22 protein-coding genes are annotated in these 25,910 nt (G+C 74.5%); 14 read left to right on the top strand and 8 right to left on the bottom strand.

The genetic code is table 11. The annotated features are described in order from the left end of the window. Window positions 1-29 precede the first annotated feature (29 nt). Window positions 30-899 carry a (2Fe-2S)-binding protein gene (locus ACF1ED_RS16110; protein WP_391760799.1) on the top strand — a complete coding sequence of 290 codons (870 nt, stop codon included), beginning with the start codon at window positions 30-32 and terminating at the stop codon, window positions 897-899. A 213-nt stretch (window positions 900-1,112) separates the two neighbouring features. After that, window positions 1,113-2,210 carry a DUF2637 domain-containing protein gene (locus ACF1ED_RS16115; RefSeq protein ID WP_391760801.1) on the top strand — a complete coding sequence of 366 codons (1,098 nt, stop codon included), beginning with the start codon at window positions 1,113-1,115 and terminating at the stop codon, window positions 2,208-2,210. A gap of 34 nt (window positions 2,211-2,244) precedes the next feature. On the opposite strand, the gene ACF1ED_RS16120 is transcribed toward ACF1ED_RS16115, so the two are convergent. The 4 genes from ACF1ED_RS16120 to ACF1ED_RS16135 form a co-directional block, all read right to left on the bottom strand. Continuing rightward, window positions 2,245-2,649 carry an ATP-binding protein gene (locus ACF1ED_RS16120; RefSeq protein WP_391760803.1) on the bottom strand — a complete coding sequence of 135 codons (405 nt, stop codon included), beginning with the start codon at window positions 2,647-2,649 and terminating at the stop codon, window positions 2,245-2,247. Window positions 2,650-2,735: 86 nt separating this feature from the next. Beyond that, window positions 2,736-4,478: a pyruvate dehydrogenase gene (locus ACF1ED_RS16125; RefSeq protein WP_391760805.1), complete on the bottom strand. Its 1,743-nt coding sequence runs from the start codon at window positions 4,476-4,478 to the stop codon at window positions 2,736-2,738. Window positions 4,479-4,505: 27 nt separating this feature from the next. After that, complete coding sequence (locus ACF1ED_RS16130) at window positions 4,506-6,041, bottom strand: protein phosphatase 2C domain-containing protein (protein WP_391760807.1); 1,536 nt, start codon at window positions 6,039-6,041, stop codon at window positions 4,506-4,508. 123 nt (window positions 6,042-6,164) lie between these two features. Beyond that, on the bottom strand, window positions 6,165-9,974 hold the full coding sequence (locus tag ACF1ED_RS16135) for a S8 family serine peptidase (RefSeq protein ID WP_391760809.1): 3,810 nt from the start codon (window positions 9,972-9,974) through the stop codon (window positions 6,165-6,167). 230 nt (window positions 9,975-10,204) lie between these two features. Here ACF1ED_RS16135 and ACF1ED_RS16140 point away from each other — a divergent pair, with 230 nt between their 5' ends. After that, window positions 10,205-11,188 carry a helix-turn-helix domain-containing protein gene (locus tag ACF1ED_RS16140; RefSeq protein ID WP_391760811.1) on the top strand — a complete coding sequence of 328 codons (984 nt, stop codon included), beginning with the start codon at window positions 10,205-10,207 and terminating at the stop codon, window positions 11,186-11,188. A gap of 339 nt (window positions 11,189-11,527) precedes the next feature. Continuing rightward, window positions 11,528-12,010: a DUF456 domain-containing protein gene (locus ACF1ED_RS16145; RefSeq protein ID WP_391760813.1), complete on the top strand. Its 483-nt coding sequence runs from the start codon at window positions 11,528-11,530 to the stop codon at window positions 12,008-12,010. Here ACF1ED_RS16145 and ACF1ED_RS16150 read toward each other — a convergent pair. Both ACF1ED_RS16150 and rsgA read right to left on the bottom strand, forming a co-directional pair. Further along, on the bottom strand, window positions 11,997-13,340 hold the full coding sequence (locus tag ACF1ED_RS16150; RefSeq protein WP_391760815.1) for a bifunctional transcriptional activator/DNA repair enzyme AdaA: 1,344 nt from the start codon (window positions 13,338-13,340) through the stop codon (window positions 11,997-11,999). The two genes, ACF1ED_RS16145 and ACF1ED_RS16150, sit on opposite strands and share 14 nt — an antisense overlap. Window positions 13,341-13,400: 60 nt before the next feature. After that, complete coding sequence (gene rsgA, locus ACF1ED_RS16155) at window positions 13,401-14,534, bottom strand: ribosome small subunit-dependent GTPase A (protein WP_391760817.1); 1,134 nt, start codon at window positions 14,532-14,534, stop codon at window positions 13,401-13,403. A 286-nt stretch (window positions 14,535-14,820) separates the two neighbouring features. Between rsgA and ACF1ED_RS16160 the strand changes: the two genes are divergently transcribed. After that, the gene (locus ACF1ED_RS16160) at window positions 14,821-15,228 is read left to right on the top strand and encodes a VOC family protein (RefSeq protein WP_391760819.1); all 408 of its coding nucleotides are present in this window, start codon (window positions 14,821-14,823) and stop codon (window positions 15,226-15,228) included. On the opposite strand, the gene ACF1ED_RS16165 is transcribed toward ACF1ED_RS16160, so the two are convergent. Together ACF1ED_RS16165 and ACF1ED_RS16170 are read right to left on the bottom strand one after the other, a co-directional pair. Continuing rightward, window positions 15,180-15,902, bottom strand: a complete 723-nt coding sequence (locus ACF1ED_RS16165) for a helix-turn-helix domain-containing protein (RefSeq protein ID WP_391761325.1) — start codon at window positions 15,900-15,902, stop codon at window positions 15,180-15,182. The genes ACF1ED_RS16160 and ACF1ED_RS16165 overlap by 49 nt on opposite strands. 24 nt (window positions 15,903-15,926) lie before the next feature. After that, window positions 15,927-17,051: a YihY/virulence factor BrkB family protein gene (locus ACF1ED_RS16170; protein WP_391760821.1), complete on the bottom strand. Its 1,125-nt coding sequence runs from the start codon at window positions 17,049-17,051 to the stop codon at window positions 15,927-15,929. 17 nt (window positions 17,052-17,068) lie between these two features. On the opposite strand from ACF1ED_RS16170, the gene ACF1ED_RS16175 reads away from it, so the two are divergent. The 9 genes from ACF1ED_RS16175 to cysD all read left to right on the top strand — a co-directional run bounded on the left by ACF1ED_RS16175 (window position 17,069) and on the right by cysD (window position 25,909). Further along, on the top strand, window positions 17,069-18,706 hold the full coding sequence (locus ACF1ED_RS16175; protein WP_391760823.1) for an acyl-CoA dehydrogenase family protein: 1,638 nt from the start codon (window positions 17,069-17,071) through the stop codon (window positions 18,704-18,706). A 465-nt stretch (window positions 18,707-19,171) separates the two neighbouring features. After that, complete coding sequence (locus tag ACF1ED_RS16180) at window positions 19,172-20,464, top strand: GAF domain-containing protein (protein WP_391760825.1); 1,293 nt, start codon at window positions 19,172-19,174, stop codon at window positions 20,462-20,464. 433 nt (window positions 20,465-20,897) lie between these two features. After that, window positions 20,898-21,467, top strand: coding sequence for a GNAT family N-acetyltransferase (locus tag ACF1ED_RS16185; protein WP_391760827.1), 570 nt, complete (start codon window positions 20,898-20,900; stop codon window positions 21,465-21,467). Between the two features lie 144 nt (window positions 21,468-21,611). After that, window positions 21,612-21,695 (top strand): putative leader peptide, encoded by an 84-nt coding sequence (locus ACF1ED_RS16190; RefSeq protein ID WP_311136957.1) that lies wholly within the window; start codon window positions 21,612-21,614, stop codon window positions 21,693-21,695. A 126-nt stretch (window positions 21,696-21,821) separates the two neighbouring features. Next, entirely contained in the window at window positions 21,822-23,519 is a 1,698-nt protein-coding gene (locus tag ACF1ED_RS16195) for a nitrite/sulfite reductase (protein ID WP_391760829.1), read from the top strand. Further along, on the top strand, window positions 23,516-23,695 hold the full coding sequence (locus tag ACF1ED_RS16200; protein ID WP_391760831.1) for a hypothetical protein: 180 nt from the start codon (window positions 23,516-23,518) through the stop codon (window positions 23,693-23,695). Before ACF1ED_RS16195 ends, ACF1ED_RS16200 begins: the two co-directional genes overlap by 4 nt. Beyond that, window positions 23,692-24,408, top strand: coding sequence for a phosphoadenylyl-sulfate reductase (locus ACF1ED_RS16205; RefSeq protein ID WP_391760833.1), 717 nt, complete (start codon window positions 23,692-23,694; stop codon window positions 24,406-24,408). Before ACF1ED_RS16200 ends, ACF1ED_RS16205 begins: the two co-directional genes overlap by 4 nt. Further along, a complete protein-coding gene (cysC, locus tag ACF1ED_RS16210) occupies window positions 24,408-24,974 on the top strand; it encodes an adenylyl-sulfate kinase (RefSeq protein WP_391760835.1) in 567 nt (188 codons plus the stop codon). The genes ACF1ED_RS16205 and cysC overlap by 1 nt, the downstream gene beginning before the upstream one ends. Beyond that, window positions 24,971-25,909, top strand: a complete 939-nt coding sequence (cysD, locus tag ACF1ED_RS16215; RefSeq protein WP_391760837.1) for a sulfate adenylyltransferase subunit CysD — start codon at window positions 24,971-24,973, stop codon at window positions 25,907-25,909. The genes cysC and cysD overlap by 4 nt, the downstream gene beginning before the upstream one ends. Window position 25,910: the final 1 nt, after the last annotated feature.

The raw sequence follows: 25,910 nt of genomic DNA on the forward strand, positions 1-25,910 counted from the left end.
CTGCTAACGATCGCGATTCGGTGGTCCCCATGACCGTCCCCGCCCTGCTGCCCACCCCCCTCGTCTCACCCGTCGCGGCCTCGTACGCCCGGCTGGCCGAGGCCTTCCCCGGCCTGCGGACCGAGGAGACGACCGGGGACGAACGGCTGCCGCACGGCGCCGGCTGGGTCCGCGCCGAGGAGCTGGCCGCCGGCGGCGCCGCCCTCGACGCCTTCCTCGCCTGGGACGACGCGCAGGTGCTCCGGGACTACGGACAGCAGGCCCGCCCCGACGTCGTCGCCGGCTTCGGCCTGCACCGCTACGCCTGGCCCGCCTGCCTCCTGGTGACCGTCCCCTGGTTCCTGCACCGCCGGGTCCCCCGCCTCCCCGTGGAGGCCGTCTCCTTCCAGCGGGCCCTGGGGCGGATGGCGGTCCGGGTCGAGGAGTTCGCCTGCCTGCCCGGCGACCCGGCCGCCGCCCTGCCCGGCGCCCGAGTGGTCTCCGGCGAGGACGCCCTGCGCGCGGAGGTCCGCGCCTCGCTCGCCGAGCACTTCGAGGCCCTCCTGGGCGGCTTCGGGCCGCGGATGCGACGGGGCAGGCGCGCCCTGTGGGGGATGGTGACGGACGAGATCGTGGAGAGCCTCTGGTACATCGGCGCCCTGCTCGGCGAGGAGGAGCGGGCCATGGCCGAGCTGGAGCTGCTGCTGCCGGGGAGCACCGGCAGGACGGAGAAGCCGTACGCGGGCGGGGCCGGCTTCCGGCCGCTGCCCGGGGCCGAGGCGCCGGACGGCACCCCCCGCGCCACCCGGGACCGGGTCGCCTGCTGCTTCTTCTACACGCTGCGCCCCGAGGACACCTGTCTCACCTGCCCGCGCACCTGTGACGCCGAGCGGGTCCAGCGGCTCGCCGCGACCGCCTGAGCCACCCCTCGCCCCGGACGGCTCACACCACCCTCACGAGTGACGTGAATCGAACGCAACTCCGGCCCCACTGGCCGCCGTTCGACCAGAAGGTACCTATTCGTATGCCGCGGGACCCCGTTGGCGTGCTCTTGCCCCGAAACCCCGTGGGCCCGCCGATCGGTCGGACAGTATGGGCGGCCAAACGCCCCACTGCGATGCGAGGGACACCGCATGAGACTGACCGACATATCGCTGGACTGGCTGCTTCCGGGCGGCGTGATGGTGGCCGGAGTCCTGACGGCGGTGGCGGTGCTCGCGCGCGGGAAGCGCGCCGGTGACCAGGCCGCGGCCGAGGACTCCTGGGAGCGCAGCGAGGAGCGGCGCAGACGCAAGGAGGCCATCTACGGGTTCGCCTCGTACGGGCTGCTGTTCTGCTGCGCCGCCGTCGCGGCGGCGCTCTCCTTCCACGGACTGGTCGGCTTCGGCCGGCAGAACCTCAACCTGACGGGCGGCTGGGAGTACCTGGTGCCGTTCGGCCTCGACGGCGCCGCCATGTTCTGCTCGGTGCTCGCCGTCCGCGAGGCCAGCCACGGCGACGCGGCCCTCGGCTCCCGCCTCCTGGTGTGGCTCTTCGCGGGCGCGGCGGCCTGGTTCAACTGGGTGCACGCGCCGCGCGGCCTGGGCCACGACGGGGCCCCGCAGTTCTTCGCGGGGATGTCCCTGTCGGCGGCGGTCCTCTTCGACCGGGCGCTGAAGCAGACCCGCCGGGCGGCGCTGCGCGAGCAGGGCCTGGTGCCCCGCCCGCTGCCGCAGATCCGGATCGTCCGGTGGATAAGGGCCCCGCGGGAGACCTTCGCCGCCTGGTCGCTGATGCTGCTGGAAGGCGTACGGACCCTGGACGAGGCCGTGGACGAGGTCCGCGAGGACCGGCGCGAGAAGGAGCAGAACCGGATCCGCCGGCGCGAGCAGGCCAAGCTCGACCGGGCGCAGATCAAGGCGCTCAACCGTCAGCACCGGGCCTTCGGCCGGGGCGGCGGGCGCCAGGTGGAGGTGGCGGCGCTGTCCGCCGCCACCGGGGCCGGCGGGGGCCAGGCCCCCGGGGCCGGGCCGGGTTCCGCGACGGCGGCGGTGACCGCCGCCGTCGCGGAACCCGCCATAGCGGACCCGGGACAACTGCCGCTTCGGCCCCGGCCCTCCCTGCAAGCCGTCAGGGGCAGTGAGTCGCGGACGGTGGACCTCACCGCCGAGGACGACACCCAGTCGATGCCCCGGTACGCGTTCGACTCCCTGGAGGCCAAGCTCTCCGAGATGGAGCGCAAGCTCGGCTAGCGGGACCGCACCACCCCCACGGCGGGGCCGCCCCTCAGGCGGCCCCGCCGTTCAGTTCGAACCAGACGACCTTGCCCGTGGCGCGCTCCTCGACGCCCCAGGAGTCGGCGAGTTCCCGCACCAGGAAGAGCCCCCGGCCGTGCGTACCGTCGTCGGCGGGCGGTACGGGCGGCGCGGTGAGACCGGGCTCGAAGTCGCGCACCTCGACCCGGAGTTGCCCCGGGTCGACGGTGGCGGTCACCACCGCTCCGTGGTCGGTGTGGACCAGCGCGTTGGTGACCAGTTCGCTGGTGAGCAGTTCGGCCACGGCCCCGGCATCCGGACCGCCCCAGGCGCCGAGGAGTTCGCGCAACGCGTGGCGGACCTCCGGCACCGCGGTCAGGTCGGCCCCTCCCACCTTTCTCAGCAGTTGAGTCGGCTGTCGTGCCTTCCCGGCCATAGCCCCCACCCACGCGGTCGCTTCGAACAGGCTCACGGAAGAGCCTGCCCCGCGAGCCGGTCCGCATGCGCCGCCCCCCGGCCCCCTCAGGGGCGGGGCACGTTGCGCAGGTTGGAACGGGCCATCTGGAGCATCCGGCCCACTCCCCCGTCCAGCACGATCTTGCTCGCGGAGAGGGCGAAGCCGCCCACCATCTCGGCGCTGATCTTCGGGGGGATGGAGAGGGCGTTGGGGTCGGTGACGACGTCCACGAGGGCGGGGCCCTTGTGCTTGAAGGCGTCCTTGAGGGCGCCCGCCAGGTGCTTGGGCTTCTCGACCCGGACCCCGTAGGCGCCGGCGGCGCGGGCGACGGCGGCGAAGTCGGGGTTGCGGTTGCCCGTGCCGTACGAGGGGAGGCCGGCGACCAGCATCTCCAGTTCGACCATGCCGAGCGAGGAGTTGTTGAACAGCACGATCTTCACCGGGAGTTCGTACTGGACGAGGGTGAGGAAGTCGCCCATGAGCATGCTGAAGCCGCCGTCGCCGGAGAGCGTGACGACCTGCCGTCCCCGGTCGGTGAACTGGGCGCCGATGGCCTGCGGCAGGGCGTTGGCCATGGAGCCGTGGCTGAAGGAGCCGATGATCCGGCGGCGCCCGTTCGGGGTGAGGTAGCGGGCCGCCCAGACGTTGCACATGCCGGTGTCGACGGTGAACACGGCGTCGTCGTCGGCGAGTTCGTCGAGGACGGAGGCGACGTACTCGGGGTGGATCGGGGTGTGCTTCTCGACCTTGCGGGTGTACGCCTTCACCACGCCCTCCAGGGCGTCGGCGTGCTTCTTGAGCATCTTGTCGAGGAAGCGGCGGTCGGTGCGGGCCCGGACCCGGGGCGTGACGCAGCGCAGGGTCTCCCGGACGTCGCCCCAGACGGCGAGGTCGAGCCGGGAGCGGCGGCCGAGGTGCTCGGGGCGGACGTCGACCTGCACGATCCGGACGTCGTCGGGGAGGAAGGCGTTGTACGGGAAGTCGGTGCCGAGCAGGATCAGCAGGTCGCACTCGTGGGTGGCCTCGTACGCGGCCCCGTAGCCGAGCAGTCCGCTCATGCCGACGTCGAAGGGGTTGTCGTACTGGATCCACTCCTTGCCCCGCAGGGCGTGTCCGACGGGGGCCTTGAGGCGCTCGGCGAACTGCATCACCTCGGGGTGGGCGCCGGCGGTGCCGCTGCCGCAGAACAGCGTCACCCGTTCGGCCGCGTCGATCATCCGGACCAGGGCGTCGATCTCGGAGTCGCCGGGGCGGACGGTGGGGCGCGCGGTGACGAGCGCGCTGCCGGCGGACTTCTCCGGGGCGGGCTGGTCGGCGATGTCGCCGGGGAGCGCGACCACCGAGACGCCGCGGCGGCCCACGGCGTGCTGGACGGCGGTGTGCAGCAGCCGGGGCATCTGCTTCGGGCTGGAGATGAGTTCGCTGTAGTGGCTGCACTCGCGGAACAGCTGGTCGGGGTGGGTCTCCTGGAAGTAGCCGAGCCCGATCTCGCTGGACGGGATGTGGGAGGCGAGGGCGAGGACGGGGGCCATCGACCGGTGGGCGTCGTACAGCCCGTTGATGAGGTGGAGGTTGCCCGGACCGCAGGAGCCCGCGCAGGCGGCGAGACCGCCGGTGATCTGCGCCTCGGCGCCCGCGGCGAAGGCGGCGGTCTCCTCGTGCCGCACCTGGACCCAGTCGATGGCGGGATTGCGCCGGATGGCGTCGACGACCGGGTTCAGGCTGTCGCCGACCACGCCGTACAGCCGCTGCACGCCGGCGCGGACGAGGATGTCGACGAACTGCTCCGCTACGTTCTGTTTGGCCATGGGTCCATCAACACACGACCCGGCCGCTCACGCCTCCCAGACCGCCGCCCCCGTACGGTCATCGGCGTACCCGGTCACCCTCAGCTGGGTGTCGGCGAGGAAGGCGGCGAGGCCGGGGGGTTCGGCGCCGGCCCAGCGCTCCGCCAGCTCGCGGGCGAGCTCGGGCTCGCCGCGCATCGGCTCCGCGAGCCCGGGCGAGGCGAGCAGCAGGGTGTCGCCGGGCCGGGCCACCGAGGCGCGGAAGCGGAAGGGTTCGGCGGGCGGCGGGACGGGCTCCTCGATGACCGGCCCGGGTGCGGTGGTGATGCCGAGGTCCATGGTGAGCCGGTCGCCCTCCTCGGTGGCCTCGGGCGTTCCGTGCGGCGGCGTCGAGCCGAAGCCGAGGACGGGCGCGCCGGTGACCGAGGCCGGGTCGGGCAGCAGCGGCTCGATGTCCTGCCAGGCGCCGTCGCGGAGCCGGAAGAGGCCGCCGCCGCCGATGCCGAAGAAGACCCGGGTGCGGCAGTCGGGATCGGCGGGGATGAGCAGGCAGCGCAGGGTGGCGGTGTACGTGTCGGGGGCCAGGCCCCGCTCGGCCGCGCGGGCCCGGAGCCGGCCGTAGGTGCGGTCGGTGAGCCGCTGGAGCCCTGACTTGAGGTCGCCGCGGCGGCCGGAGCGGATGTCCTCGGAGAGCCGGGCGTGGCTGCGGCCGACGGCCTCGCCGATCCAGCGGCAGACGTCGCCGGCCGCGAGGTGGGCCTCGTCGGCGGCGCGGGAGCCGGCCGCGACGGCGACCAGGACGAGCGCGGTCTCGTCGTGCCCGAAGCGGGCGGTGAGGAGGGCGTCCCTGCGGGGTTCGCCCCGGTAGCGGGCGGAGTCGCCGCGGACGGAGGCGGCGCGGAGGGTGGCGGTGCCGTAGCGGGCGCCGTCGAGGACGGTGTCGGCGACCAGGTCGGCGAGTTCGCCGGGGCGCGCGGTGGGCAGGGCGGTGGGCTCGGCCTCGTAGGTGGGCGGCCGGCTGCCGACGAAGCCGGTGCGCGGCCGGGGCACGGACGCGGGCAGCGGCACCCGGAGCGTCGGCTCGTGCCCGGCGGGCAGCCGCACCCGCACGGTGGCGTCCCCGGGTGCCGGCTCCGCACCGGCCGCCGGTGCGGGCTCCGGCTCGGGTTCCGTTTCCGGTTCCGGTGCGGGCGGCGGGGGCGGCGCCGGGAAGGTGCGGGGTCCGCTGACGGGGGCCTCCCAGGGGGCGGGCCCGAGGACCGCGGGCGGGGCGGCGGGGCGCACCGGCGGCGGCAGGACCGGTCGCGCGGGCGGGGGCGGGGGCGCGCCGGCCGCGGTGCCCGCGGGCGCCGGGGGCACGGCCGGGTGGGCCGGCGGCGGGGGCGCGCTCGGACGGGCCGGCGGGGGCGCGGACGCCTCGGGCGCGGACGGTGGCGGTGGCGGTGGGGCGGCGGGATCGGGCGCGGTGGCCCGGGTGACGGAGGCGAAGCGGGCGTCGAGGGTGTCACCCGAGGCCGTCGGGGCGGGATCCTCCGCCGCTTCGTCGTAGAGCGCGTCCCACCAGTTGTCCCCCTGCTGCGTCATGCCCTTATTGTCCACCGTGGGCGGCCCGGGAAAACGGGACACGAGGAAAACCGTCGCCTCGAATGGGTGGTCCGCCGGACGACCCCACCCCCCACGGGAAGGACGTCCGGCGGACCGGCGTGGTCAGCGCACGTCGTAGGCGCGGACCACGGTCTGGGTGACGGAGTTGCCGTTGGCGTCCGTCAGTTCGGTCCTCAGCGTGACCGGCTTGCCCGTCGCGCCCGTGTGGTCCACGGTCGCGGTCCAGGTGCCGTCCTGCCGGGAGACCTGCGCTTCGGTCCAGGTCGTACCGCCGTCATAGGAGTACGAGAGCGTGGCCGAGGTGAGCGCGGCGGGCTGGTAGCCCGCGTGTCCCGTCGCGGTCAGGCCGATCTTCTGGCCACCGGTCGCGGCGAGGGTCTTGAGTCCGTCCTCCGGCAGGTCGTACCGGGGGAAGAGAATCGGGATGCCCTGAGAATAGACGGTCTCGTCGAGCTGGGAGGTGAATTTCCAGACCGACCGCACGGAGGTCGAGCGGGCCCAGACCCTGCTGCCGATCTTCGTGGTGTTCTGCTCGATCTCGTAGGTGCCGCGCTCGGCGGGCACCTCGAAGGCTCCGAAGGGCCACGCGTTCTCGCCGATCAGCTCGCCGTCGCGGCGCAGCCGCAGGTTGCCGATGTCGCCGAAGGAGCCGGGCTCGGCGTGGTGGGAGTTGTCGCCCCACATGGCGGCGGCGAAGCCGATGAGGTTGCCCTGGCGCTCGGCGGCCAGCACCGGGGCGCCGGTGGTGTCGCGCGGGGCGGTGGGGGCGAGGACGCCGTCGTACCAGTTCTCGGTGCGCTTCTCGCCGGCGGTGTAGGCGTGCCGGGTGCCGGACATCAGCTCGCCGTACGGGAAGCTGCTGCCGACGTACTGGTGCCAGGTGGTGTCGCCGGGCGTGTAGTACTCGGTGCGGCGGCCGGGGGCTGGGGCGGCCTCCAGGCCGGAGAAGGAGACGGCGAGGCCGTTCGGGCGGTACGCGGCGGGGAAGTTCATGAAGTCCGCGGCGATGCCGGCCGAGCCGAAGGCGGCGTCGGTGCGGCCGAGACGGGCGTCCCGGGGGCGGTGGACCCGGTCGTCGTCGACCTCGCCGGTCTCCGGGTAGGCCAGGTTGTAGACGTACGCGGGCCGGGCCTCGGCCTTCCAGGCCAGGGTGACCTCTCCGGCGGCGAGCTCGCCGAGGAGCGCGGTGGCCTCGGCGGCCGGGATCCCGAGGACGGGCAGGCTGTTGCCCGTGAAGCCGCCGGTCGGGTACCAGCGGGCCGGCGAGGCGCGGTGGACGACGACCGCGACCGCGCCGGCGGCCTTGGCGTCGCGGGCCAGGGCCGAGACGTTGGTGGCGGTGTCGGGGAGCTTCACCAGGGCGAGGCGGCCCTGGACGCCGGCGGCCTTCAGCTCGTCGGGGGTGCCGGTGCCGGCGTCGACGAGCGCGGCGGAGCCGGTGCCGTCGAGGTTGTCGGAGCCGGTGGACGCGGTGACCGGGTGGAGCTCCAGGCCGTCGCCGGTGCGCAGCGAGGAGAGCTGCGGGGCGGCGGCGCGCCAGTAGCTGCCGGACTCGAAGGCGCCGTCGCGGGCCTCGCCCTCGACGGAGGCGTAGTAGGAGCGGATGGTGCGCGGTCCGGCGGCGGTGCCGGCGTGCGTCCAGACGTCGTCCCAGGAGCGGGCGAAGGCCAGGGTGGCGCCGCGCAGCTCGGACGGCCGCTCGGTGCGGACCGAGAGCTTCGACGCCCTGCGGGCGTCGAGGACGACGGTGGTGTCCTTGGTGATCTCCAGCTGCGGGCGGCCGAGGTAGCTGAGCGAGTCGGTCAGCGTGGCGCCCTCGCCCGCGTCGGGCGTGGTGACGAAGGAGGAGAGGAAGTAGCTGCCGGGGCGCACGCGGAAGACCTGGTCCGCCGAGCCCTCGTTGAAGCGGCGTTCGCCGGAGGCGGTGTCGGTGCCGATGACGTCGAGCGAGGAGGCGCCGTCGGCGGGCTTGCCCAGGCGGTCGATCAGCTTGACGCGGAGGGTGACCGTCTCGGGCTCCACGTAGAGCGAGAAGGGGGTGGAGACGTGGACGCCGCCGCGGGCGGTGGCGACGACCCTGCCCGTGACGTCGCCGTACTGCGCGCGCTGCAGGCGGGCGGTGGGGTCGACGGCCAGCGGGACCTCGACGGTCTGCCCGGCGGGGACGGTGACCGCGCGCCTGCCGAGGCGGGCGACGCCGGACCGCACGGCGGAGCCGTCGTTGCCGGTGACCTTCTCGACGGCGAGGTCGAGGGTGACGGGGGCGCCGGAGGTGTTGGTGTAGGGGATCGTGACCGTGGTGCGGTCGCTCTTCGCCTGCGGCCAGTGGAAGGTGCCGCCCTGGACGGCGGGGGCGGACAGGACCGTCTGGTCGATCGCGGCCTTGACGTCGAGCCGGCCGCCGCCGGTCTCCCGGACGTCGCCGGGGATGCCGGTCTCGGCGGAGGAGACGAGCGCGGCCTTCAACTGCTGGGCGGTCCAGTCGGGGTGACGCTGCTTCAGGATGGCGGCGGCACCGGCGACGTGCGGGGTGGCCATCGACGTGCCGGACATCGCCTGGTAGGCGTAGAGGCCCCGGCCGCCGGCCGCGGCGGCGGAGATGCCGACGCCGGGGGCGGCGATCTCCGGCTTGAGGGTGTGGGCCTCGTTGGCGACCGGGCTGCGGCTGGAGAACCACGCGGTGGAGTCGTCGCGGTCGGTGGCGCCGACGGTGAGGACGCTGGGCGCGCAGCCGGGCGAGGAGACCGAGTTGAGGGACGGGCCGGTGTTGCCCGCGGCGACCACGAACAACGTGCCCTCGTTCTGGGCGAGTTGTTCGGCGGCGGCGCTCATCGGGTCGTCGCAGTCGGTCTCGGAGGGGTTGCCGAGGCTCATGGAGACGACGTCGGCGCCCTGGGCGACGGCCCACTCCATGCCGGCGATGATCCACGAAGTGGCGCCGGATCCCGAGTCGTTGAGGACCTTGCCGTTGAGGAGTTCGGCGCCGGGGGCGACGCCCTTCTTCTTTCCGCCGCCGGCGGCACCCGAGCCGCCGACGGTGGAGATGGTGTGGGTGCCGTGGCCCTGGAGGTCGTCGGCGGTCGCGGAGTCGGTGAAGTTCTCCGAGGCGGCGATCCGGCCCTTGAGGTCGGGGTGGTCGGCGTCGGCGCCGGTGTCGAGGACGGCGACCTTGGTGCCGGTGCCGTCGTAGCCGGCGGCCCACGCCTCGGGGGCGCGCACCTGCCGGGTGGACTGCTCCAGGGTGGCCTCGACCTTGCGGTCCAGCCACAGCTTCTCGATGCCGGCGGAGGCGGAGCGGGCCGCCGGGGCGGAGACCTCGGACCAGAAGGTGGCGGCCTGCTTCTTGTCGGCCCGGAGGGCGACGCCGCCGATGGTCCTGAGGACCTGGCCGCGGCGGGCGCCGCGGGGGGCGGCCGGGGCGGTGCGGGCGGTGGCGCCGGGGCCGTAGACCGCGATGAGGGGGAGGGTGGTGGTGGAGGCGTCGTCGTAGCCCTGGCGGACCAGGCCTGTGACGTTGAACAGCTCCTCGTCGACCAGGTCGGCGGCGAGCGCGCCGGTGGCGCCCTCGGGGTACACGTAGAGGTCCTGGCCGGAGCGGCGGGTCTGGACCAGCGGGACGGTGCCGTCCTCGCGGGGCAGCACGGTGGCGGCGGGGTTGCCCCGCTCGTCCCTGCTGACCAGGACGCGGTCACCGGTGACCAGGGTCACCATGGCGGGCCTCCCCGAGCCTTCGGCCGGGGGGACCCCCGTCCCGCTTCGCTCCCCCGAGCGGGCGTGGGCCTCGCCGCCGACCAGCGGTCGTTCGGCGGAGCCGCCGGCCGGCGGCTGGGCCGCGACGGACGGCAGGGCCGCGGTGACGGCCAGGACGGCGGCGGTCGCCGCCCCCAGGGCCGTACGCGAAATCGGACGCATCGCTCTCCCCATCAGAATCCGGACAATGGGCACAAGTCGCCCTCATCCGGAGGCGGTTGGTGCTGCGGTGGCGCCACATTGGCAGAGGTGAGGGCGGTACAGGGATGATGGGAGAGGCGGGAATACGCCGTGGCCGTTTCCCGCCAGGTCACCAACGGAACGAATGCCTCCGGAGAACACCCGCGGAACGGCGCGCGGACCGCCGGAGGCACGGCGAGGGGCGGGAACCGATGCTGGGTGCGATAGGACTGGACGAGCGGCAGGAGTCCGCGTACCGGGCGCTGGTCGCGCTCGGGGCGGCGGAGGTCACCGACCTGGCGCACCGGCTCTCGCTGCCCGAGCAGGACACCGAGCGGGCGCTGCGCCGCCTGGAGGCGCAGGGCCTCGCCGCCCAGTCCTCGGCGCGCACCGGCCGCTGGGTGGCGGCCCCGCCCGGGGTCGCGCTCGGCGCGCTCCTCACCCAGCAGCGCCACGAGCTGGAGCAGGCCGAGCTGGCGGCGGCGCTGCTGGCGGAGGAGTACCGCGCGGAGGCGACCGAGCCGGCCGTCCACGACCTGGTCGAGGTGGTCACCGGCGCCGGCGCCGTCACCCACCGCTTCCTCCAGCTCCAGCTCGGCGCGACCGAGGAGGTCTGCGCGCTGGTCACGGGCAAGCCGATCGCCGTCTCCGGCCTGGAGAACGACGCCGAGGAGCTGGCCGCCGGGCGGGGCGTCGGCTACCGGGTGGTCGTCGAACGGGAGGTGCTCACCCTCCCCTCCGGGCTGCTCGAACTGTCCGCGGCGCTCGGCCGCGAGGAGCAGATCCGGGTCGTCGACCGGGTGCCGACCAAGCTGGTCGTCGCCGACCGCAGCCTCGCGATGGTCCCGCTCACCGGCCGGGGCGCCGAACCCGCCGCGCTCGTGGTGCACGCGAGCGGCCTCCTGGAGTCCCTGATGGGCCTCTTCGAGGCGGTCTGGCGGGAGGCGCTGCCGCTGCGGCTCGGCGCGGGCGCCCAGATCAGCGAGGACCAGGCCCCCGGCCCGGACGTCACCGACCTGGAGATCCTCTCCCTGCTGCTCGCCGGCATGACCGACGCGAGCGTGGCCAAGCAGCTGGACCTCGGCCTGCGGACCGTCCAGCGCCGGGTGAAGGGCCTGATGGAACTGGCCGCCGTGACGACCCGCCTCCAGCTCGGCTGGCACGCCTACGAGAAGGGCTGGGTGGCCCGCCGCTGACGGGCGGCCGTGGAGGCCGCGGGTTACGGGCTACGGGCTACGGGCTACGGGGCAGCTGGCCACGGCTCCTGGCTCCTGGCTCCTGGCTCCTGGATCCCGGCTCCCGGCTCCCGGCTCCCGGCTCCCGGCTCCCGGCTCCCGGCTCCCGGCTCCCGGCTCCCGGCTCCCGGCTCCCGGCTCCCGGCTCCCGGATCATGGATCATGGATCATGGATCATGGATCCAGGCTCATGGATCCATGATCTCAGCCACCAGCTTCTGGATCCCGGATCCCGGATCCCGGATCCCCGAATGGTCCTCGCGACCTGCGGGAACGGCCCGGGTGGGGGAGGCTGGGCCCGTGGGTGTGTGGCAGCTCCTGATGGTCGCGGCGGTCATGCTGCTCGGCCTGTTCGGGGTCCTGGCACCCGGAGTGCCGGGCAGTTGGCTGGTGTGGGCCGCCGTGCTGTGGTGGTCGCTGCACGAGCAGACCGGCCTCGCCTGGATCCTGCTCGTCTCCTCGACCGCCCTGCTGCTCCTCACCCAGGTGGTCGTCTGGCAGCTGCCGGCCCGTCGCTTCCGGGGCGTCGGCCTGACCCGCCGGACCATCGGCTACGCGGGCATCGGTGCCCTCCTGGGCTTCGTCCTGGTCCCCGTGCTGGGCGCGGTGCCCGGCTTCGTGGGCGGCGTCTACCTCTCCGAGCGGCGGCGCCTCGGCGGCCACGGCCAGGCCCGCGCCGCCACCCGCGCCCTGATGCGCGCCGCCGGCACCAGCGTCCTGGTGGAGCTGTTCGCCTGTCTGCTGATCGTGGGGGCGTGGGCGGGCGCGGTCATCTCCGGCTGATCTCCAGGTACCGTCGGGCGTACGACCTCCAGGGCGCCCACTCCGGCGCGTCCGGGCCGACCGGGGACGGCACGTCCGGGTCGGCGAGGGAGCGGGCCCGGATCAGGGCGGCGGCGCGGGCGTCGACGCCGGGTACGTCCGCGAGGGCGCGGGCCGCCTCGTCGCGGTCGGCGCCCGGGTCGAGGCGCAGGCCGCCGCCGTCGAGGGCGCGGGCGAGCGGGCCGGCGACGGGGTGCGCGGTGAGCGCCCCGGCGGCGGGGAAGAGCGCGCGGAGGGTGCCGTCCGGGGCGTCCAGCGGGGTGCCCAGCCCGGCGAGGACGCGGGCGGACTCCGCCGGGCCGAGGACGGTCCGCAGGGCGTACTCCTCCGGGTCGGCGGCGCCCGGCGAGCGGACGCCGGGCCGGGCGGCGACCGCGGCGGCGAGCCGGGGGTCGGCGCCGAGCCGCTCGGCGACCGCGTAGGGGTCGGCGTCGAGGTCGAGGAGGCGGCGCAGCCGGTGCACGGCGGTGGTGAGGTCGCGCAGCTCGGCGAGGTGCAGCCGGGCCTCAAGCCAGCGGCCGGGCGCCCGCTCGTCGACGGCGACGACCCCGGGGCCGTACGGCAGCCGCAGGGTGCGCCGGTAGGTGCGGGTGCCGGGCGGTCCGGTGACCTCCTCGACGCCCGGCAGCGCCTCGGCGGCCAGCAGGTCGAAGACCTCTGCGGCGGCGTACGGCCCCCGGTAGGCGAGGCGCAGCGGCACGCCGGTGGCGGGGGCGGTGCGCGGCCCGGAGGTCTCGGCGCGCAGCTCGGTGGGGGTGCGGGCGTAGACGGCCCGGATGGTGTCGTTGAACTGCCGCACGCTGCTGAATCCGGCGGCGAAGGCGATGTCGGTGACCGGCAGCGCGGTGGTCTGGAGCAGGACGCGGGCGGTGTGGGCCCGCTGGGCGCGGGCGAGCGCCACCGGTCCCGCGCCCAGCTCGGCGGTGAGCTGGCGCTGGACCTGGCGGGTGCTGTAGCCGAGGCGGACGGCGAGGCCGGGGACGCCCTCGCGGTCCACGACGCCGTCGCCGATCATCCGCACGGCGCGTCCGACGACGTCGGCCCGGACGTTCCACTCGGCGGAGCCGGGCACCGCGTCGGGCCGGCAGCGGCGGCAGGCGCGGAAGCCGTGTCCCTGGGCGGCGGCGGCCGTCGGGTAGAAGGCGACGTTCCGCCGCTTGGGGGTGATGGCCGGGCAGCTGGGCCGGCAGTAGATGCCGGTGGTCCGGACGGCGAAGAAGAACTCCCCGTCGAAGCGCGCGTCCCTGCTGCTCACCGCCTGGTAGAGGGTGTCGCCCTCGTCGTCCGTCATGCCTCCAGTGTGCGGCGGCGGACCGCCGCACACCGGCGGGATTCGGACACGGCGTCGGGGCTACCGCAGCCGGCCCTCGCGCTTGAAGGCCATCGCGGCCCGGCCCTCGGCGCCCTTGCGCTTCCAGTCCTTGCGGATCTCGTGGCGCATCCGGGCGTCGGTCTTGGCGACGAGCCGCTGGTTCTCGCGGAGCAGCTTGCGGTAGCTCTCCAGGCGGCGCGCGGAGAGGGTGTCGTCGTCGAGGGCGGCGGCCACCGCGCAGCCCGGCTCGGACTCGTGGGAGCAGTCGTGGAAGCGGCACTCGGCGGCCAGTTCCTCGATCTCCGCGAAGGTCTGGCCGACGCCGGCCTCCGCGTCCCACAGGCCGACGCCGCGCAGCCCCGGGGTGTCGATGAGGACCCCGCCGCCGGGCAGCACGAAGAGGTTGCGGGTGGTGGTGGTGTGCCGGCCCTTGCCGTCGACGTCACGGGCCGCCCGCACGGTCATGACGTCCTCGCCGACCAGCGCGTTCGCGAGGGTGGACTTGCCGGCGCCGGAGACGCCGAGCAGCACGGTGGTGCCGCCGGAGACGACGGCCGAGAGGACCTCGATCCCCTCCCCCGTCGCCGAGCTGAGCGGCAGTACCGTGACGCCGGGCGCGGCGGCCTCGACGTCCTCGACGAGGTGGGCCAGGACGACCGGGTCGCCGACCAGGTCGGCCTTGGAGAGCACCACGGTCGGCTGGGCGCCGGACTCCCAGGCGAGGGCGAGGAAGCGCTCGATCCGGCCGAGGTCCAGCTCGACGGCGAGCGAGACGGTGATGACGGCGTGGTCGACGTTGGCGGCGAGGATCTGGCCCTCGGAGCGCTTGGACGAGGTGGACCGGGCGAACGCGGTCCGCCGCGGCAGGCAGGCCCGTACGTACCGGGGGTCGGAGGCGCCCTCCGGGTCGACGGCGGCCCAGTCGCCGGTGCAGATGACGCGCAGCGGGTCGTGCGGCGTCACGAAGGCGGTGTCGGCGCGGACGGTGCCGTCGGCCGTGGCGACGTCGCACTGGCCGCGGTCGACCCGGACGACCCGCCCCGGGACGAGCCCCTGGGCGGCGTACGGCGCGAAGCTCTCGGCCCAGCCGGAGTCCCAGCCGTGGGCGTCGAGGACGGAGGAGACGGAAGAGGTGGTGGAGAGGGAGGACAGCGGGGAACGCGGGAAAGACAAGGGGAACCCTTCACAGGGGTGGCCCCGGCGATGCGGTGTTTTCCGGTGGGGTCAGCCGGTGGCCACGGAGGTGGTGTGAACGAACTTCTGCGTGCGGGCAAGGCCCTTCGTGACGACAGCCATCGGTCACACCTCCTGTGTCTTTCCCCGCGCACGGCGCGCGTGCGGGGTCCGGCGGTCCCGGACGTGCGCCACCCTAGCCGGGGCCCTTCGGGCGGCGCCACCGGTTTTCGCCGTGTCCGATCCGTACAAGACGGGGGCCCGCCGGCGGCCTAGCGTCGGGGGCATGAAGACACCTCGACTCGACCTCATCGGCCTGGTGGTCGCCGACATGGCCGCCTCGCTCGCCTTCTACCGGCTCCTGGGCCTCGACTTCCCGGAGGGCGCGGAGGAGGCCCCCCACGTGGAGACGGTGCTGCCCGGGGGGCTGCGGCTGGCCTGGGACACGGAGGACTCCGTCAGGTCCTTCGACCCGTCGTTCCGGCGGACGGAGGGGAGCCGGGCGGAGCTGGCCTTCCGGTGCGACACGGCCGGGGAGGTGGACGCGGCGTACGCGGAGCTGACGGGGGCCGGTCACGAGGGGCACCTGAAGCCGTGGGACGCGGTCTGGGGGCAGCGGTACGCCGTGGTGCGCGACCCGGACGGCTACGGGATCTCGCTGTTCGCCGACACCTCGGCCGACACGCGCGCGTAGGCGCCCGGCGTCGTCCCCGCCAGGGCGCGGGTGTCGCGGGTCAGGTGGGCCTGGTCCGCGTAGCCGGCGCGGGCGGCGACCTCGGTGAGCGGGAGGCCGGTGCGCACGAGTTCCAGGGCGCGCTGGAGGCGCAGGACGCGGGCCAGTGTCTTGGGGCCGTAGCCGAAGGCGTCCAGGGAGAGCCGGTGCAGGCGGCGGGCGCCGAGGCCGAGGGCTTCGGCGGTCTCGCCGACGGGGCGGCCCGCGCCGAGCCGGGCGGCGACCGCCCGGGTGAGCGGGTCGGCGGGTCCGGTGCGGGCCGCCCGGCGGAGCGCGTACGCCTCCAGGGCGGCGGCCGGGTCGGGGGCCGTGCCGATCCGCTCGGCGAGGCGGCGGGCCGTGCCGTCGCCCCACAGGTCGGCCGGGTCCACCCGGCGGTCGCGCAGTTCCGCGGCCGGGACGCCGAGGATGCGCGGGGCGTCGCCGGGCGCGAAGCGCAGCCCGGCGTAGCGGGCGACGGCCTCCGTCGAGCGGTGCGCGCGCGTGTCGGCGCCCGCGACGAGCAGCCGGCCGTCGGCCCAGATGAGGTCCATGCAGCCGTCGGGGACGACGAGGGCCTCGGAGACGACGGGGGCCGGGGCGGTCCGGGTCCACAGGACGGCGCCGTCGAGCCGGGCGGGGCGTTCCTCGTACACCATCCTCCCAGTCTCGCCGGTCCGTCAGTCCTTCTCCCAGCCGGTGTGGAGGCGGGACTTCACGTCGTCCGGGGGGAGGAACCTGGACCAGCGCTCGGGGAACTCGGAGGGCATGTCGGGGTCGTCCTCGTCGACGTCCTCCGCCTCCGCGCGGATGCGGGCGACGAGCTCGGCCGCCTGGACGGCGCGGGCCCGTTCGTTGGCCTCGCGGGCGGCGGCGGTGGCGACGGACGGCCAGACGCGGTCGATGGCCGCGTTCACGGCCGCGCCGACGAGGACGGCGAAGGCGGACACGCCGATCCACAGGAGGATGGCGATGGGGGCGGCGAGGGAGCCGTAGATGGTGGGGCCCTCGACCTGGCTCGTCAGGTAGATCCGCAGCAGGAAGCTCCCGAAGGCCCACATCGCGAGGGCGACGAGCGCGCCCGGGATGTCCTCGATCCACGGCGATCTGACGGGGACGGAGACGTGGTAGAGCGTGGTGAGGAAGGCGACGGAGAGCAGGATGACGGCCGGCCAGTAGAGGACGGCGACGAGGTCGGTGCCCCAGGGGACGAGTTCGACGACCCGGTCGGGGCCGACGACCGCGAGGGGCAGGACGACGGCTCCGATGAGCAGCGCCACGACGTAGAGGAGGAGGGCGAGCAGCCGGGTCTTGACGATGCCCCGGTGGCCGTCGAGGCCGTACATGACGGTGATGGTGTCGATGAAGACGTTCACCGCGCGGGAGCCGGACCACAGGGCGATGGCGAAGCCGATGGAGATCAGGTCGGGCCGTTTCGCGCGGGTGATGTCGTCGAGGATCGGCTGGGCGATCTCGCCGACGCCCCGCTCGGAGAGGATCGTGCCGGCGGCCCGGAGGATGTTCTCCTCGATGCTGGCGACGGTGTCGGTGTTGGTCCAGTCGTCGGCGTAGCCGAGGACGGCGATCAGGCCGAGCAGCAGGGGTGGCAGCGACAGCAGGGTGAAGAAGGCGGCCTCCGCGGCGAGGCCGAGGATCCGGTACTCGATGCACGAGTTGACGGTGTCCTTGAGGAGCAGCCAGACCATCTTCCGCTTGGAGACGTTGCGGTAGAGGACGCGGGCGCGGTGGAGCCTGCTCCAGGGGCGCCGCTCCGGCCGTTCGGGTGTTTCGCTTGCTGCCTGCACCTGCTTACCGTATCGGCATGGAAGCACGCTCCCGCACCGTGACCAATCAGGCTCCGCCCCTGGTGGGGTACGACGTCTTCAGCTGCGACCGGGCACTGTCGGAGGCGGTCGCCCGCCACCTGCCCGAGGAGCTCCTCGACGGGGTCCGCGAGGAGTTGCGGGGGCTGGGCCGGGCCTCCAGTTCGGACCAGGTGCGGGAGTGGGGAGAGCTGGCGAACGCCTTCCCGCCGCGGCTGCGGACGCACGACCGGTACGGGCGGCGGATCGACGAGGTGGACTTCCATCCGTCCTGGCACCGGCTGCTCGGCAAGGCGGTGGCGGCCGGGCTGACGGACGCGTGGGGGCGGCCGGGCGGGCACGTGCGGCGGGCCGCCGGGTTCCTGGTGGCCACGCAGGCGGAGGCGGGGCACGGCTGCCCGGTGTCGATGACGCACGCGGCGGTGCCGGCGCTGCGGGCCGAGCCGGAGCTGGCGGCGGTCTGGGAGCCGTTGGCGGCCTCCCGGGTGTACGAGCGGGAGCTGCGGCCGGCCGCGGAGAAGGCGGGGGTGCTGCTGGGGACCGGTCTGACGGAGAAGCAGGCCGGCAGCGACCTGGGGGCGGTCACGACCTCGGCGCGGCCGCTGGCGGAGGACGGCGGGTACCTGCTGACGGGGCACAAGTGGTTCTGCTCGGCGCCGATGTCGGACGCCTTCCTGGTGCTGGCGCGGGCGCCCGGCGGGCCGACGTGCTTCCTGGTGCCGCGGGTCCTGGACGACGGCTCCCGCAACGCGTTCGCGCTCCAGCGGCTCAAGGACAAGCTGGGCAACCGGTCGAACGCCTCCGCGGAGGTCGAGTTCGACGGGACGACGTGGGCCCGCCGGGTCGGCGAGGAGGGGCGGGGGCTGCGGACCGTGCGGGACGTGGTGGCGGCGGCCCGGCTGGACCGCGTGCTGGGGTCGGCGGCGCTGATGCGGCAGGCGGTGGCGCAGGCCGTGCACCACGCCTCGTACCGCTCCGCCTTCGGCGGTCTCCTCGTCGACAAGCCGCTGATGCGGAACGTGCTGGCGGACCTGGCGGTGGAGTCGGAGGCGGCGACCGTCCTCGGGATGCGGCTGGCGGCGGCGTACGACTCCGGTGCGGAGCGGGACCTGGCGCTGCTGCGGATCGCCGTGCCCGCGGCGAAGTACTGGGTGACCAAGCGGTGCGTGCCGGTGGTCGCGGAGGCCCTGGAGTGCCTGGGCGGGAACGGCTACGTGGAGGAGTCCGGTCTGCCGCGGCTGCTGCGGGAGTCGCCGCTGAACTCGGTGGGGGAGGGCGCGGGGAACCTCCAGGCGCTCGACGTGCTGCGGGTGCTGCGGACGGAGCCGGCGGCCCTGGACGCGTATCTGCGGGAGGTCGGGGAGGCGCGGGGCGCGGACCCCCGGCTCGACCGGGCGATCCGGGGCCTGCTCACCGAACTGGCCGACCTGGAGGGGGCCGAGGCCCGGGCGCGGCGGCTCGCGGAGCGGGTGGCGCTGGTGCTCCAGGGCGCGCTGCTGGTGCGCTGGGCCCCGCCGGAGGTGGCGGACGCGTTCTGCGCGGGCCGGCTGGGCGGGGACGCGGGCTCGGCCTTCGGGACGCTCCCCCACACGCTGGACCTGCGCGCGGTGGTGGAGCGGGCGCGGCCGGTGGAGTGAGCGGGTCCGGCCCGGCCGGGGGCACGAGCGGGTCGGGGAGGGCCGCGTGGGGACGCGTGCGGGAGGCCGGGAGGGGCGGCGCGGTGCGCGTCCGTGCGGGGGCGCCCGGGAGGGGCGCGGGAAGCTGGGCCGCGCGTACCAGGGGTGGACCTCGCGGCCCGCGGAGCGGGCGCGGGGACGGCACGCGCGGAAGGCGGGGGTGGTGCTGCGCCGACACGGCACCACCACCCGCCGTCACCACCCTCGCCCAGGGGGGCGGGACGGGGCCAGAGTTGCAAAGGGTTGCAGGATTACCCGAACCGGGCTCCGTGGAGGCCTTCCGGACGGCACGATGGACCCGCGACACTGCGCACCACGGCCCGGGATGACAATTCGGTCGGGGGCCGTACGGCGCTCACCACGCTCCGGTCATCCGCCCGGACACTGCAGAACCGATACAGCACACCGGGTGGCGGGGAGGGACCGATGAACAACACGCGGCTCGACATGAAGCGGCTGGCCACCATGGACGCCGCCCAGGCGGCCCGGCTGCTGCACCGCGTCCGCGAGGAGACCCTGGCGGGCCGGACGCCGCCGATCGCGCCCCGCGCGGAGATCGACGCCTCCTGGCAGCGGATGGCCCGGCTCGGGCTCGACCCCGACCAGGGCACCAGCAGCGTGCTGCTCCGCCGCGACGAGCTGGAGCGGCGCCGGCGGGGCACCCTGCTCGCCGAGGTGATGCAGACGCTGAGCTCCGGCCTGGCCGGGATCGCCGACGCCTCCCTCCAGATCATGGTCGTCACCGACGAGCAGGGCCGGGTGCTGTGGCGCGAGGGCCACCCCTCGGTGATGCGGCAGGCGAACGGCATCTGCCTGGAGGAGGGGGCGGCCTGGACGGAGCACACCACCGGCACCAACGCGGTCGGCACCGCGCTCGCCACCCACCGCGCGGTCCAGGTCCACTCGGCCGAGCACTACGTGCACGCGCTGCACAACTGGACCTGCGCCGCCGCCCCCGTCCACGACCCGCGCGACCAGCGGCTGCTCGGCGTCCTCGACGTCAGCGGACCCGCCTCCACCTTCCACCCCTCGATGCTGGCCCTGGTGGGTTCCGTCGCCCGGCTCGCGGAGGCCGAGCTGCGCGAGCGGCACCGGGGCACCGTCGAGCGGCTGCGGGCGGTGGCCGCGCCGATCCTGTGCCGGGTGGGCGGGCGGGCCGTCGCGGTGGACGCCCACGGCTGGACGGCCGCCGTGACCGGGCTCGCCCCGGTGGACCGGATCGTGCTGCCGAAGAGGCTGGGGGCCGGCCGGGTCTGGCTGCCCTCGCTGGGCCTGTGCGCGGTGGAGCCGCTGCCGGGCGGCTGGCTGCTGCGGGTCGAGGAGGACACCGCGCCGGCCGGTACGGAGTCGGGGGCGGCGAGCCGCGTGGTGCTGGACCTGAGCCGGCCGCGCCGCTGGACCGTGGCGGTCTCCGGGGCGGCCGGGAGCTGGCAGCAGGAGCTGAGCCCCCGCCACGCGGAGCTGCTCTACCTCCTCGCCCTGCACCCGGACGGGCGGACGGCCGCCGAGCTGGCCCAGGACGTCTTCGGGGACCGGACGAGGACGGTGACCGTCCGGGCCGAGATGTCCCGGGTGCGGCGCACCCTCGCGGGGGTCCTGGCCCACCGTCCGTACCGCTTCCGCGAGGAGATCGCGGTGGAGGTGCGGCGCCCGGAGTCCCCGGTCGACCTGCTGCCCCACTCGACGGCCCCGGCGATCCGGGCGAGCAGCCGGGTCTAGGGCGGGTGGCCGGGTCCGGGTCCGGGGCGGCAGCGGGCTGGTCCGGGGCGGCGCGGGGCGGGTCCGGGGCGGCGCCGGGCGGTCGGGCGGCACCGGGCAGGTCCCGGGTGGTCGGGCGGGTTCGGGCGGCGTCGGCGTCGGCTGTCCACATGTCGGACAGGGCGTCCGGCGGGGACGCCGGGGCGCGCCGTCGTGAGGGGTGAGGAGCAGGAGGCGGAGGAGAGCCGACGGAGCGGACGACGACGGGGGCGTCGGAGCACGCGCCGACGGGGGGCGTCGGAGCACGCGCCGACGGGAGACGGCGCGGGCGGCGGCGAGGGCGTCGGAGCGAGCGGCGACGGGGTGTCGGAGCGGGCGGCGGGGGGTGTCAGGGTGACGACCGCGACCTTCGTCCGGCCTGGGAATCCGTCGCTCCGCATGATGCGATAAGGGCATGAGCATCACTCTCACCACGTGGTCCCTGGAACAGACCTCGCCGGACGACCTGCGTCCGGCCCGGGTCCCCGAGGGCGACGACATCACCGTCCGCCGGGCCGGGGTCCCCTCCCCCGAGTTCAGCCGCTTCCTCTACACCGCGGTCGGCGGCGACATCCACTGGGGCGACCGGCTGCCGCTCACGTACGCGCAGTGGAAGGAGATAGCGGAGAAGCCGGGCGCCGAGGTCTGGGTGGCCTACGACCGGGGGACGCCGGCCGGCTACGTGGAGTTCGACCCGCAGGACGACGGCGTCGTCGAGATCGTCTACTTCGGCCTGATCCCCGCCTTCCGGGGCCGGGGCATCGGCGGCCACCTGCTCTCCGAGGGCGTCCGGCGCGCCTGGGACCTGGCCGAGCGCTGGCCGGACCGGGAGCCGACGAAGCGGGTGTGGCTGCACACCTGCTCCCTGGACGGGCCGCACGCGATGGCCAACTACGAGCGCCGCGGCTTCCGCCTCTTCGACACGAAGACGGAGACGGCCGAACAGGGCGAGACGCCCGGGCCGTGGCCCGGCGCACAGGCCTGAGCCACCGCCGGTTCGCCGCGAAGGGGCCCTGATCAGGGCCCCTTTTGCGTGACCCAGACCACACCGTCTCACTGAGCGAGACTTTCATGTCCACATAACGGACGATGCTGGACTGGGTCCAAAGTCCCGTGACACGCTTCCGCCATGCCTGGAACTGGAACTGCCTTGGTGAGTCGGCGGCACGTCGACCTCGGCCGCATGTCCAGCGCCATCTGTCCGGCGCGCTGAGCAAGCCCAGCACCGCCGCATTCCCTCTCTGCCCGACCCTGCTGCGCACCGCCGCGCCACTCTCTGTTCTGCGCGCGAGTGTGCAGGTCAGAGCCGCCCTCCAGCAGTCCCGAAGGACAAGACGCCATGGCCGCCACCCCGGAAAACCCCACTCCCGCCGCCGCCCGCCGCAAGACCGGGCGCCACCGCGGCGAGGGTCAGTGGGCCGTGGGGCACTTCACCCCGCTGAACGGCAATGAGCAGTTCAAGAAGGACGACGACGGTCTCAATGTGCGGACACGCATTGAGACGATCTACTCGAAGCGCGGATTCGACTCGATCGACCCCAACGACCTGCGCGGCCGCATGCGCTGGTGGGGCCTCTACACCCAGCGCAAGCAGGGCCTGGACGGCACCAAGACCGGGGTCCTGGAGCCGGAGGAGCTGGACGACGAGTACTTCATGCTCCGCGTCCGCATCGACGGCGGCCGGCTGACCACCCGGCAGCTGCGGGTGATCGGCGAGATCTCCGAGGAGTTCGGCCGCGGCACCGCCGACATCACGGACCGCCAGAACGTCCAGTACCACTGGATCCGCATCGAGGACGTCCCCGAGATCTGGAACCGCCTGGAGGCGGTCGGCCTCTCCACCACCGAGGCCTGCGGCGACACCCCGCGCGTCATCCTCGGCTCGCCGGTGGCCGGCATCGCCGCCGAGGAGATCATCGACGGCACCCCCGCCATCGACGAGATCCAGCGGCGGATCATCGGCAACCCGGAGTTCTCCAACCTGCCCCGCAAGTTCAAGTCCGCGGTCTCCGGCTCGCCGCTGCTCGACGTGGCGCACGAGATCAACGACATCTCCTTCGTCGGCGTCGTCCACCCGGAGCACGGCCCCGGCTTCGACGTCTGGGTCGGCGGCGGTCTCTCCACCAACCCCAAGCTCGGCGTCCGCCTGGGCACCTGGGTCTCCCTGGACGAGGTCCCCGACGTCTACGAGGGCGTCATCTCGATCTTCCGCGACTACGGCTACCGCCGGCTGCGCAACCGCGCCCGCCTGAAGTTCCTCGTCGCCGACTGGGGCCCGGAGAAGTTCCGCCGGGTCCTGGAGGACGAGTACCTGAAGCGGAAGCTGACCGACGGTCCCGCGCCCGCGCAGCCGGCCGGCCGCTGGCGCGACCACGTCGGCGTGCACCGGCAGAAGGACGGCAACTTCTACGTCGGCTTCGCCCCGCGCGTCGGCCGCGTGGACGGCCCCACCCTCGTCAAGATCGCCGCGATCGCGGAGGCCCACGGCTCCGGCCGGGTCCGCACCACCGCCGAGCAGAAGATGCTCGTCCTCGACGTCGAGGAGGCGCAGGTCGACTCGCTCGTCGCCGCCCTGGAGGCGCTGGACCTGCGGGTCACGCCGTCCCCCTTCCGGCGCGGCACGATGGCCTGCACCGGCATCGAGTTCTGCAAGCTGGCCATCGTCGAGACGAAGGGCCGCGGCTCCGCGCTCATCGACGAACTGGAGCGCCGCCTGCCGGAGTTCGACGAGCCGCTCACCATCAACATCAACGGCTGCCCCAACGCCTGCGCCCGCATCCAGGTCGCGGACATCGGCCTCAAGGGCCAGCTGGTCCTGGACGACGAGGGCAACCGCGTGGAGGGCTACCAGGTCCACCTGGGCGGCGCCCTCGGCCTGGAGGCCGGTTTCGGCCGCAAGGTCCGCGGCCTCAAGGTCACCTCCGCCGAACTGCCCGACTACGTGGAGCGGATCCTCACCCGCTACCAGGCGGAGCGCGCCGACGGCGAGCGGTTCGCCACCTGGGCGGCCCGGGCCTCGGAAGAGGCCCTGTCATGAGCGAGCGCGCCGCCCCGTTCTTCTGCCCCTACTGCGGGGACGAGGACCTGCGGCCCAGCGAGGAAGGGCACGGGGCCTGGGAGTGCGCCGCGTGCAGCCGAGCCTTCCAGCTGAAGTTCCTGGGGCTCCTGGCCCCCGGCGCTTCGAACGACACCAAGGGAGGGGAAGCGATATGACGGCCACTCAGGGAATCGAGCGGGCCACCGACGCGGAGCTGAAGGAGCTCGCCGAGCGGGCCGGCCGCGACCTGGAGGACGCCTCCGCGCTGGAGATCCTCCAGTGGGCCGCCGCCACCTTCGGCCCCCGGTTCTGCGTCACCTCCTCCATGGAGGACGCGGTCGTCGCCCACCTCGCCTCCCGCGCCATGCCCGGCGTGGACGTCGTCTTCCTCGACACCGGCTACCACTTCGAGGAGACGATCGGCACCCGTGACGCCGTCGAGGCCGTCATGGACGTCAACGTCATCACCCTGACCCCGCGTCAGACCGTGGCCGAGCAGGACGCCGAGTACGGTCCGGGGCTGCACGACCGCGACCCCGACCTGTGCTGCGCGCTGCGCAAGATCAAGCCGCTCCAGGAGGGGCTGACCGCGTACACCGCGTGGGCGACCGGACTGCGCCGCGACGAGTCCCCGACCCGGGCGAACACCCCGGTCGTCGGCTGGGACGAGAAGCGGCGGAAGGTGAAGGTCTCCCCGATCGCCCGCTGGACGCAGGACGACGTCGACGCGTACGTGGCGGAGCACGGAGTCCTCACCAACCCGCTCCTCATGGACGGTTACGCCTCCGTCGGCTGCGCCCCCTGCACCCGCCGCGTCGAGGCGGGCGAGGACGCCCGGGCCGGCCGCTGGGCCGGCCGCGCCAAGACCGAATGCGGGCTGCACGGCTGATGACCACCCCCGACACCCCCCTGGAGAATCACGTGACCGGTGCCACCGTCTGGCTCACCGGCCTGCCGAGCGCCGGCAAGACCACGATCGCCTACGAGCTGGCCGGCCGGCTGCGCGAGGAGGGCCGCCGCGTCGAGATCCTCGACGGCGACGAGATCCGCGAGTTCCTCTCCGCGGGCCTCGGCTTCTCCCGCGAGGACCGGTTCACCAACGTGCAGCGGATCGGCTTCGTCGCCGAGCTGCTCGCCTCGCACGGCGTGACCGTGCTGGTCCCGGTCATCGCCCCGTACGCCGACAGCCGCGAGGCGGTCCGCAAGCGGCACCTCGCCGAGGGCACCGCCTTCGTCGAGGTCCACGTGGCCACCCCGGTCGAGGTCTGCTCGGTCCGCGACGTCAAGGGCCTCTACGCCAAGCAGGCGGCGGGCGAGATCGCCGGCCTGACCGGCGTCGACGACCCGTACGAGGCGCCCGAGAGCCCCGATCTGCGGATCGAGTCCCAGAACCAGACCGTGCAGCAGTCCGCGGCGCAGCTCCACGCGCTGCTCACCGAGAGGGGCCTGGCATGACGACGACCGTCGCGCACACCCACGACACCACCGACAGCCCGTTCGCGCTGTCGCACCTCGACTCGCTGGAGTCCGAGGGCGTCCACATCTTCCGTGAGGTGGCGGGCGAGTTCGAGCGGCCGGTGATCCTCTTCTCCGGCGGCAAGGACTCCATCGTCATGCTGCACCTGGCGCTGAAGGCCTTCGCCCCGGCGCCGGTCCCCTTCACGCTGCTGCACGTCGACACGGGCCACAACTTCCCCGAGGTCATCGAGTACCGCGACCGCGTGGTCGCCGAGCACGGGCTGCGGCTGCACGTCGCCTCCGTGCAGGAGTACATCGACCGCGGCGCCCTCAAGGAGCGCCCGGACGGCACCCGCAACCCGCTCCAGACGGTGCCGCTGACCGAGGCGATCCAGCAGCACCGCTTCGACGCCGTCTTCGGCGGCGGCCGGCGCGACGAGGAGAAGGCCCGCGCCAAGGAGCGGGTGTTCAGCCTCCGCGACGAGTTCTCCCAGTGGGACCCGCGCCGTCAGCGCCCCGAGCTGTGGCAGCTGTACAACGGCCGGCACGCCCCCGGCGAGCACGTCCGGGTCTTCCCGCTCTCCAACTGGACCGAGCTGGACGTCTGGCAGTACATCCAGCGGGAGGGCATCGAGCTCCCGGAGATCTACTTCGCCCACGAGCGCGAGGTCTTCGCCCGCAACGGCATGTGGCTGACGGCCGGCGAGTGGGGCGGGCCGAAGGAGACCGAGCAGGTCGAGACGCGGCTGATCCGCTACCGCACGGTCGGCGACATGTCCTGCACCGGCGCCGTCGACTCCGACGCCACCACGCTGGACGCCGTCATCGCCGAGATCGCCGCCTCCCGGCTCACCGAGCGGGGCGCCACCCGGGCCGACGACAAGCTGTCCGAGGCCGCGATGGAAGACCGCAAGCGCGAAGGGTACTTCTAAA

Origin of the sequence: Streptomyces sp. NPDC014656 (assembly GCF_043084305.1) — a bacterium.
GTDB lineage: Bacteria > Actinomycetota > Actinomycetes > Streptomycetales > Streptomycetaceae > Streptomyces.

Excerpts from the sequence above, each read along its gene's own strand:
- ACF1ED_RS16110 (WP_391760799.1), top strand. The coding sequence starts at position 30 with ATGACCGTCCCCGCCCTGCTGCCCACCCCCCTCGTCTCACCCGTCGCG.
- ACF1ED_RS16115 (WP_391760801.1), top strand. The coding sequence starts at position 1,113 with ATGAGACTGACCGACATATCGCTGGACTGGCTGCTTCCGGGCGGCGTG.
- ACF1ED_RS16120 (WP_391760803.1), bottom strand. The coding sequence starts at position 2,649 with ATGGCCGGGAAGGCACGACAGCCGACTCAACTGCTGAGAAAGGTGGGA.
- ACF1ED_RS16125 (WP_391760805.1), bottom strand. The coding sequence starts at position 4,478 with ATGGCCAAACAGAACGTAGCGGAGCAGTTCGTCGACATCCTCGTCCGC.
- ACF1ED_RS16130 (WP_391760807.1), bottom strand. The coding sequence starts at position 6,041 with ATGACGCAGCAGGGGGACAACTGGTGGGACGCGCTCTACGACGAAGCG.
- ACF1ED_RS16135 (WP_391760809.1), bottom strand. The coding sequence starts at position 9,974 with ATGCGTCCGATTTCGCGTACGGCCCTGGGGGCGGCGACCGCCGCCGTC.
- ACF1ED_RS16140 (WP_391760811.1), top strand. The coding sequence starts at position 10,205 with ATGCTGGGTGCGATAGGACTGGACGAGCGGCAGGAGTCCGCGTACCGG.
- ACF1ED_RS16150 (WP_391760815.1), bottom strand. The coding sequence starts at position 13,340 with ATGACGGACGACGAGGGCGACACCCTCTACCAGGCGGTGAGCAGCAGG.
- ACF1ED_RS16160 (WP_391760819.1), top strand. The coding sequence starts at position 14,821 with ATGAAGACACCTCGACTCGACCTCATCGGCCTGGTGGTCGCCGACATG.
- ACF1ED_RS16175 (WP_391760823.1), top strand. The coding sequence starts at position 17,069 with ATGGAAGCACGCTCCCGCACCGTGACCAATCAGGCTCCGCCCCTGGTG.
- ACF1ED_RS16180 (WP_391760825.1), top strand. The coding sequence starts at position 19,172 with ATGAACAACACGCGGCTCGACATGAAGCGGCTGGCCACCATGGACGCC.
- ACF1ED_RS16185 (WP_391760827.1), top strand. The coding sequence starts at position 20,898 with ATGAGCATCACTCTCACCACGTGGTCCCTGGAACAGACCTCGCCGGAC.
- ACF1ED_RS16190 (WP_311136957.1), top strand. The coding sequence starts at position 21,612 with ATGCCTGGAACTGGAACTGCCTTGGTGAGTCGGCGGCACGTCGACCTC.
- ACF1ED_RS16195 (WP_391760829.1), top strand. The coding sequence starts at position 21,822 with ATGGCCGCCACCCCGGAAAACCCCACTCCCGCCGCCGCCCGCCGCAAG.
- ACF1ED_RS16200 (WP_391760831.1), top strand. The coding sequence starts at position 23,516 with ATGAGCGAGCGCGCCGCCCCGTTCTTCTGCCCCTACTGCGGGGACGAG.
- ACF1ED_RS16205 (WP_391760833.1), top strand. The coding sequence starts at position 23,692 with ATGACGGCCACTCAGGGAATCGAGCGGGCCACCGACGCGGAGCTGAAG.
- cysC (WP_391760835.1), top strand. The coding sequence starts at position 24,408 with ATGACCACCCCCGACACCCCCCTGGAGAATCACGTGACCGGTGCCACC.
- cysD (WP_391760837.1), top strand. The coding sequence starts at position 24,971 with ATGACGACGACCGTCGCGCACACCCACGACACCACCGACAGCCCGTTC.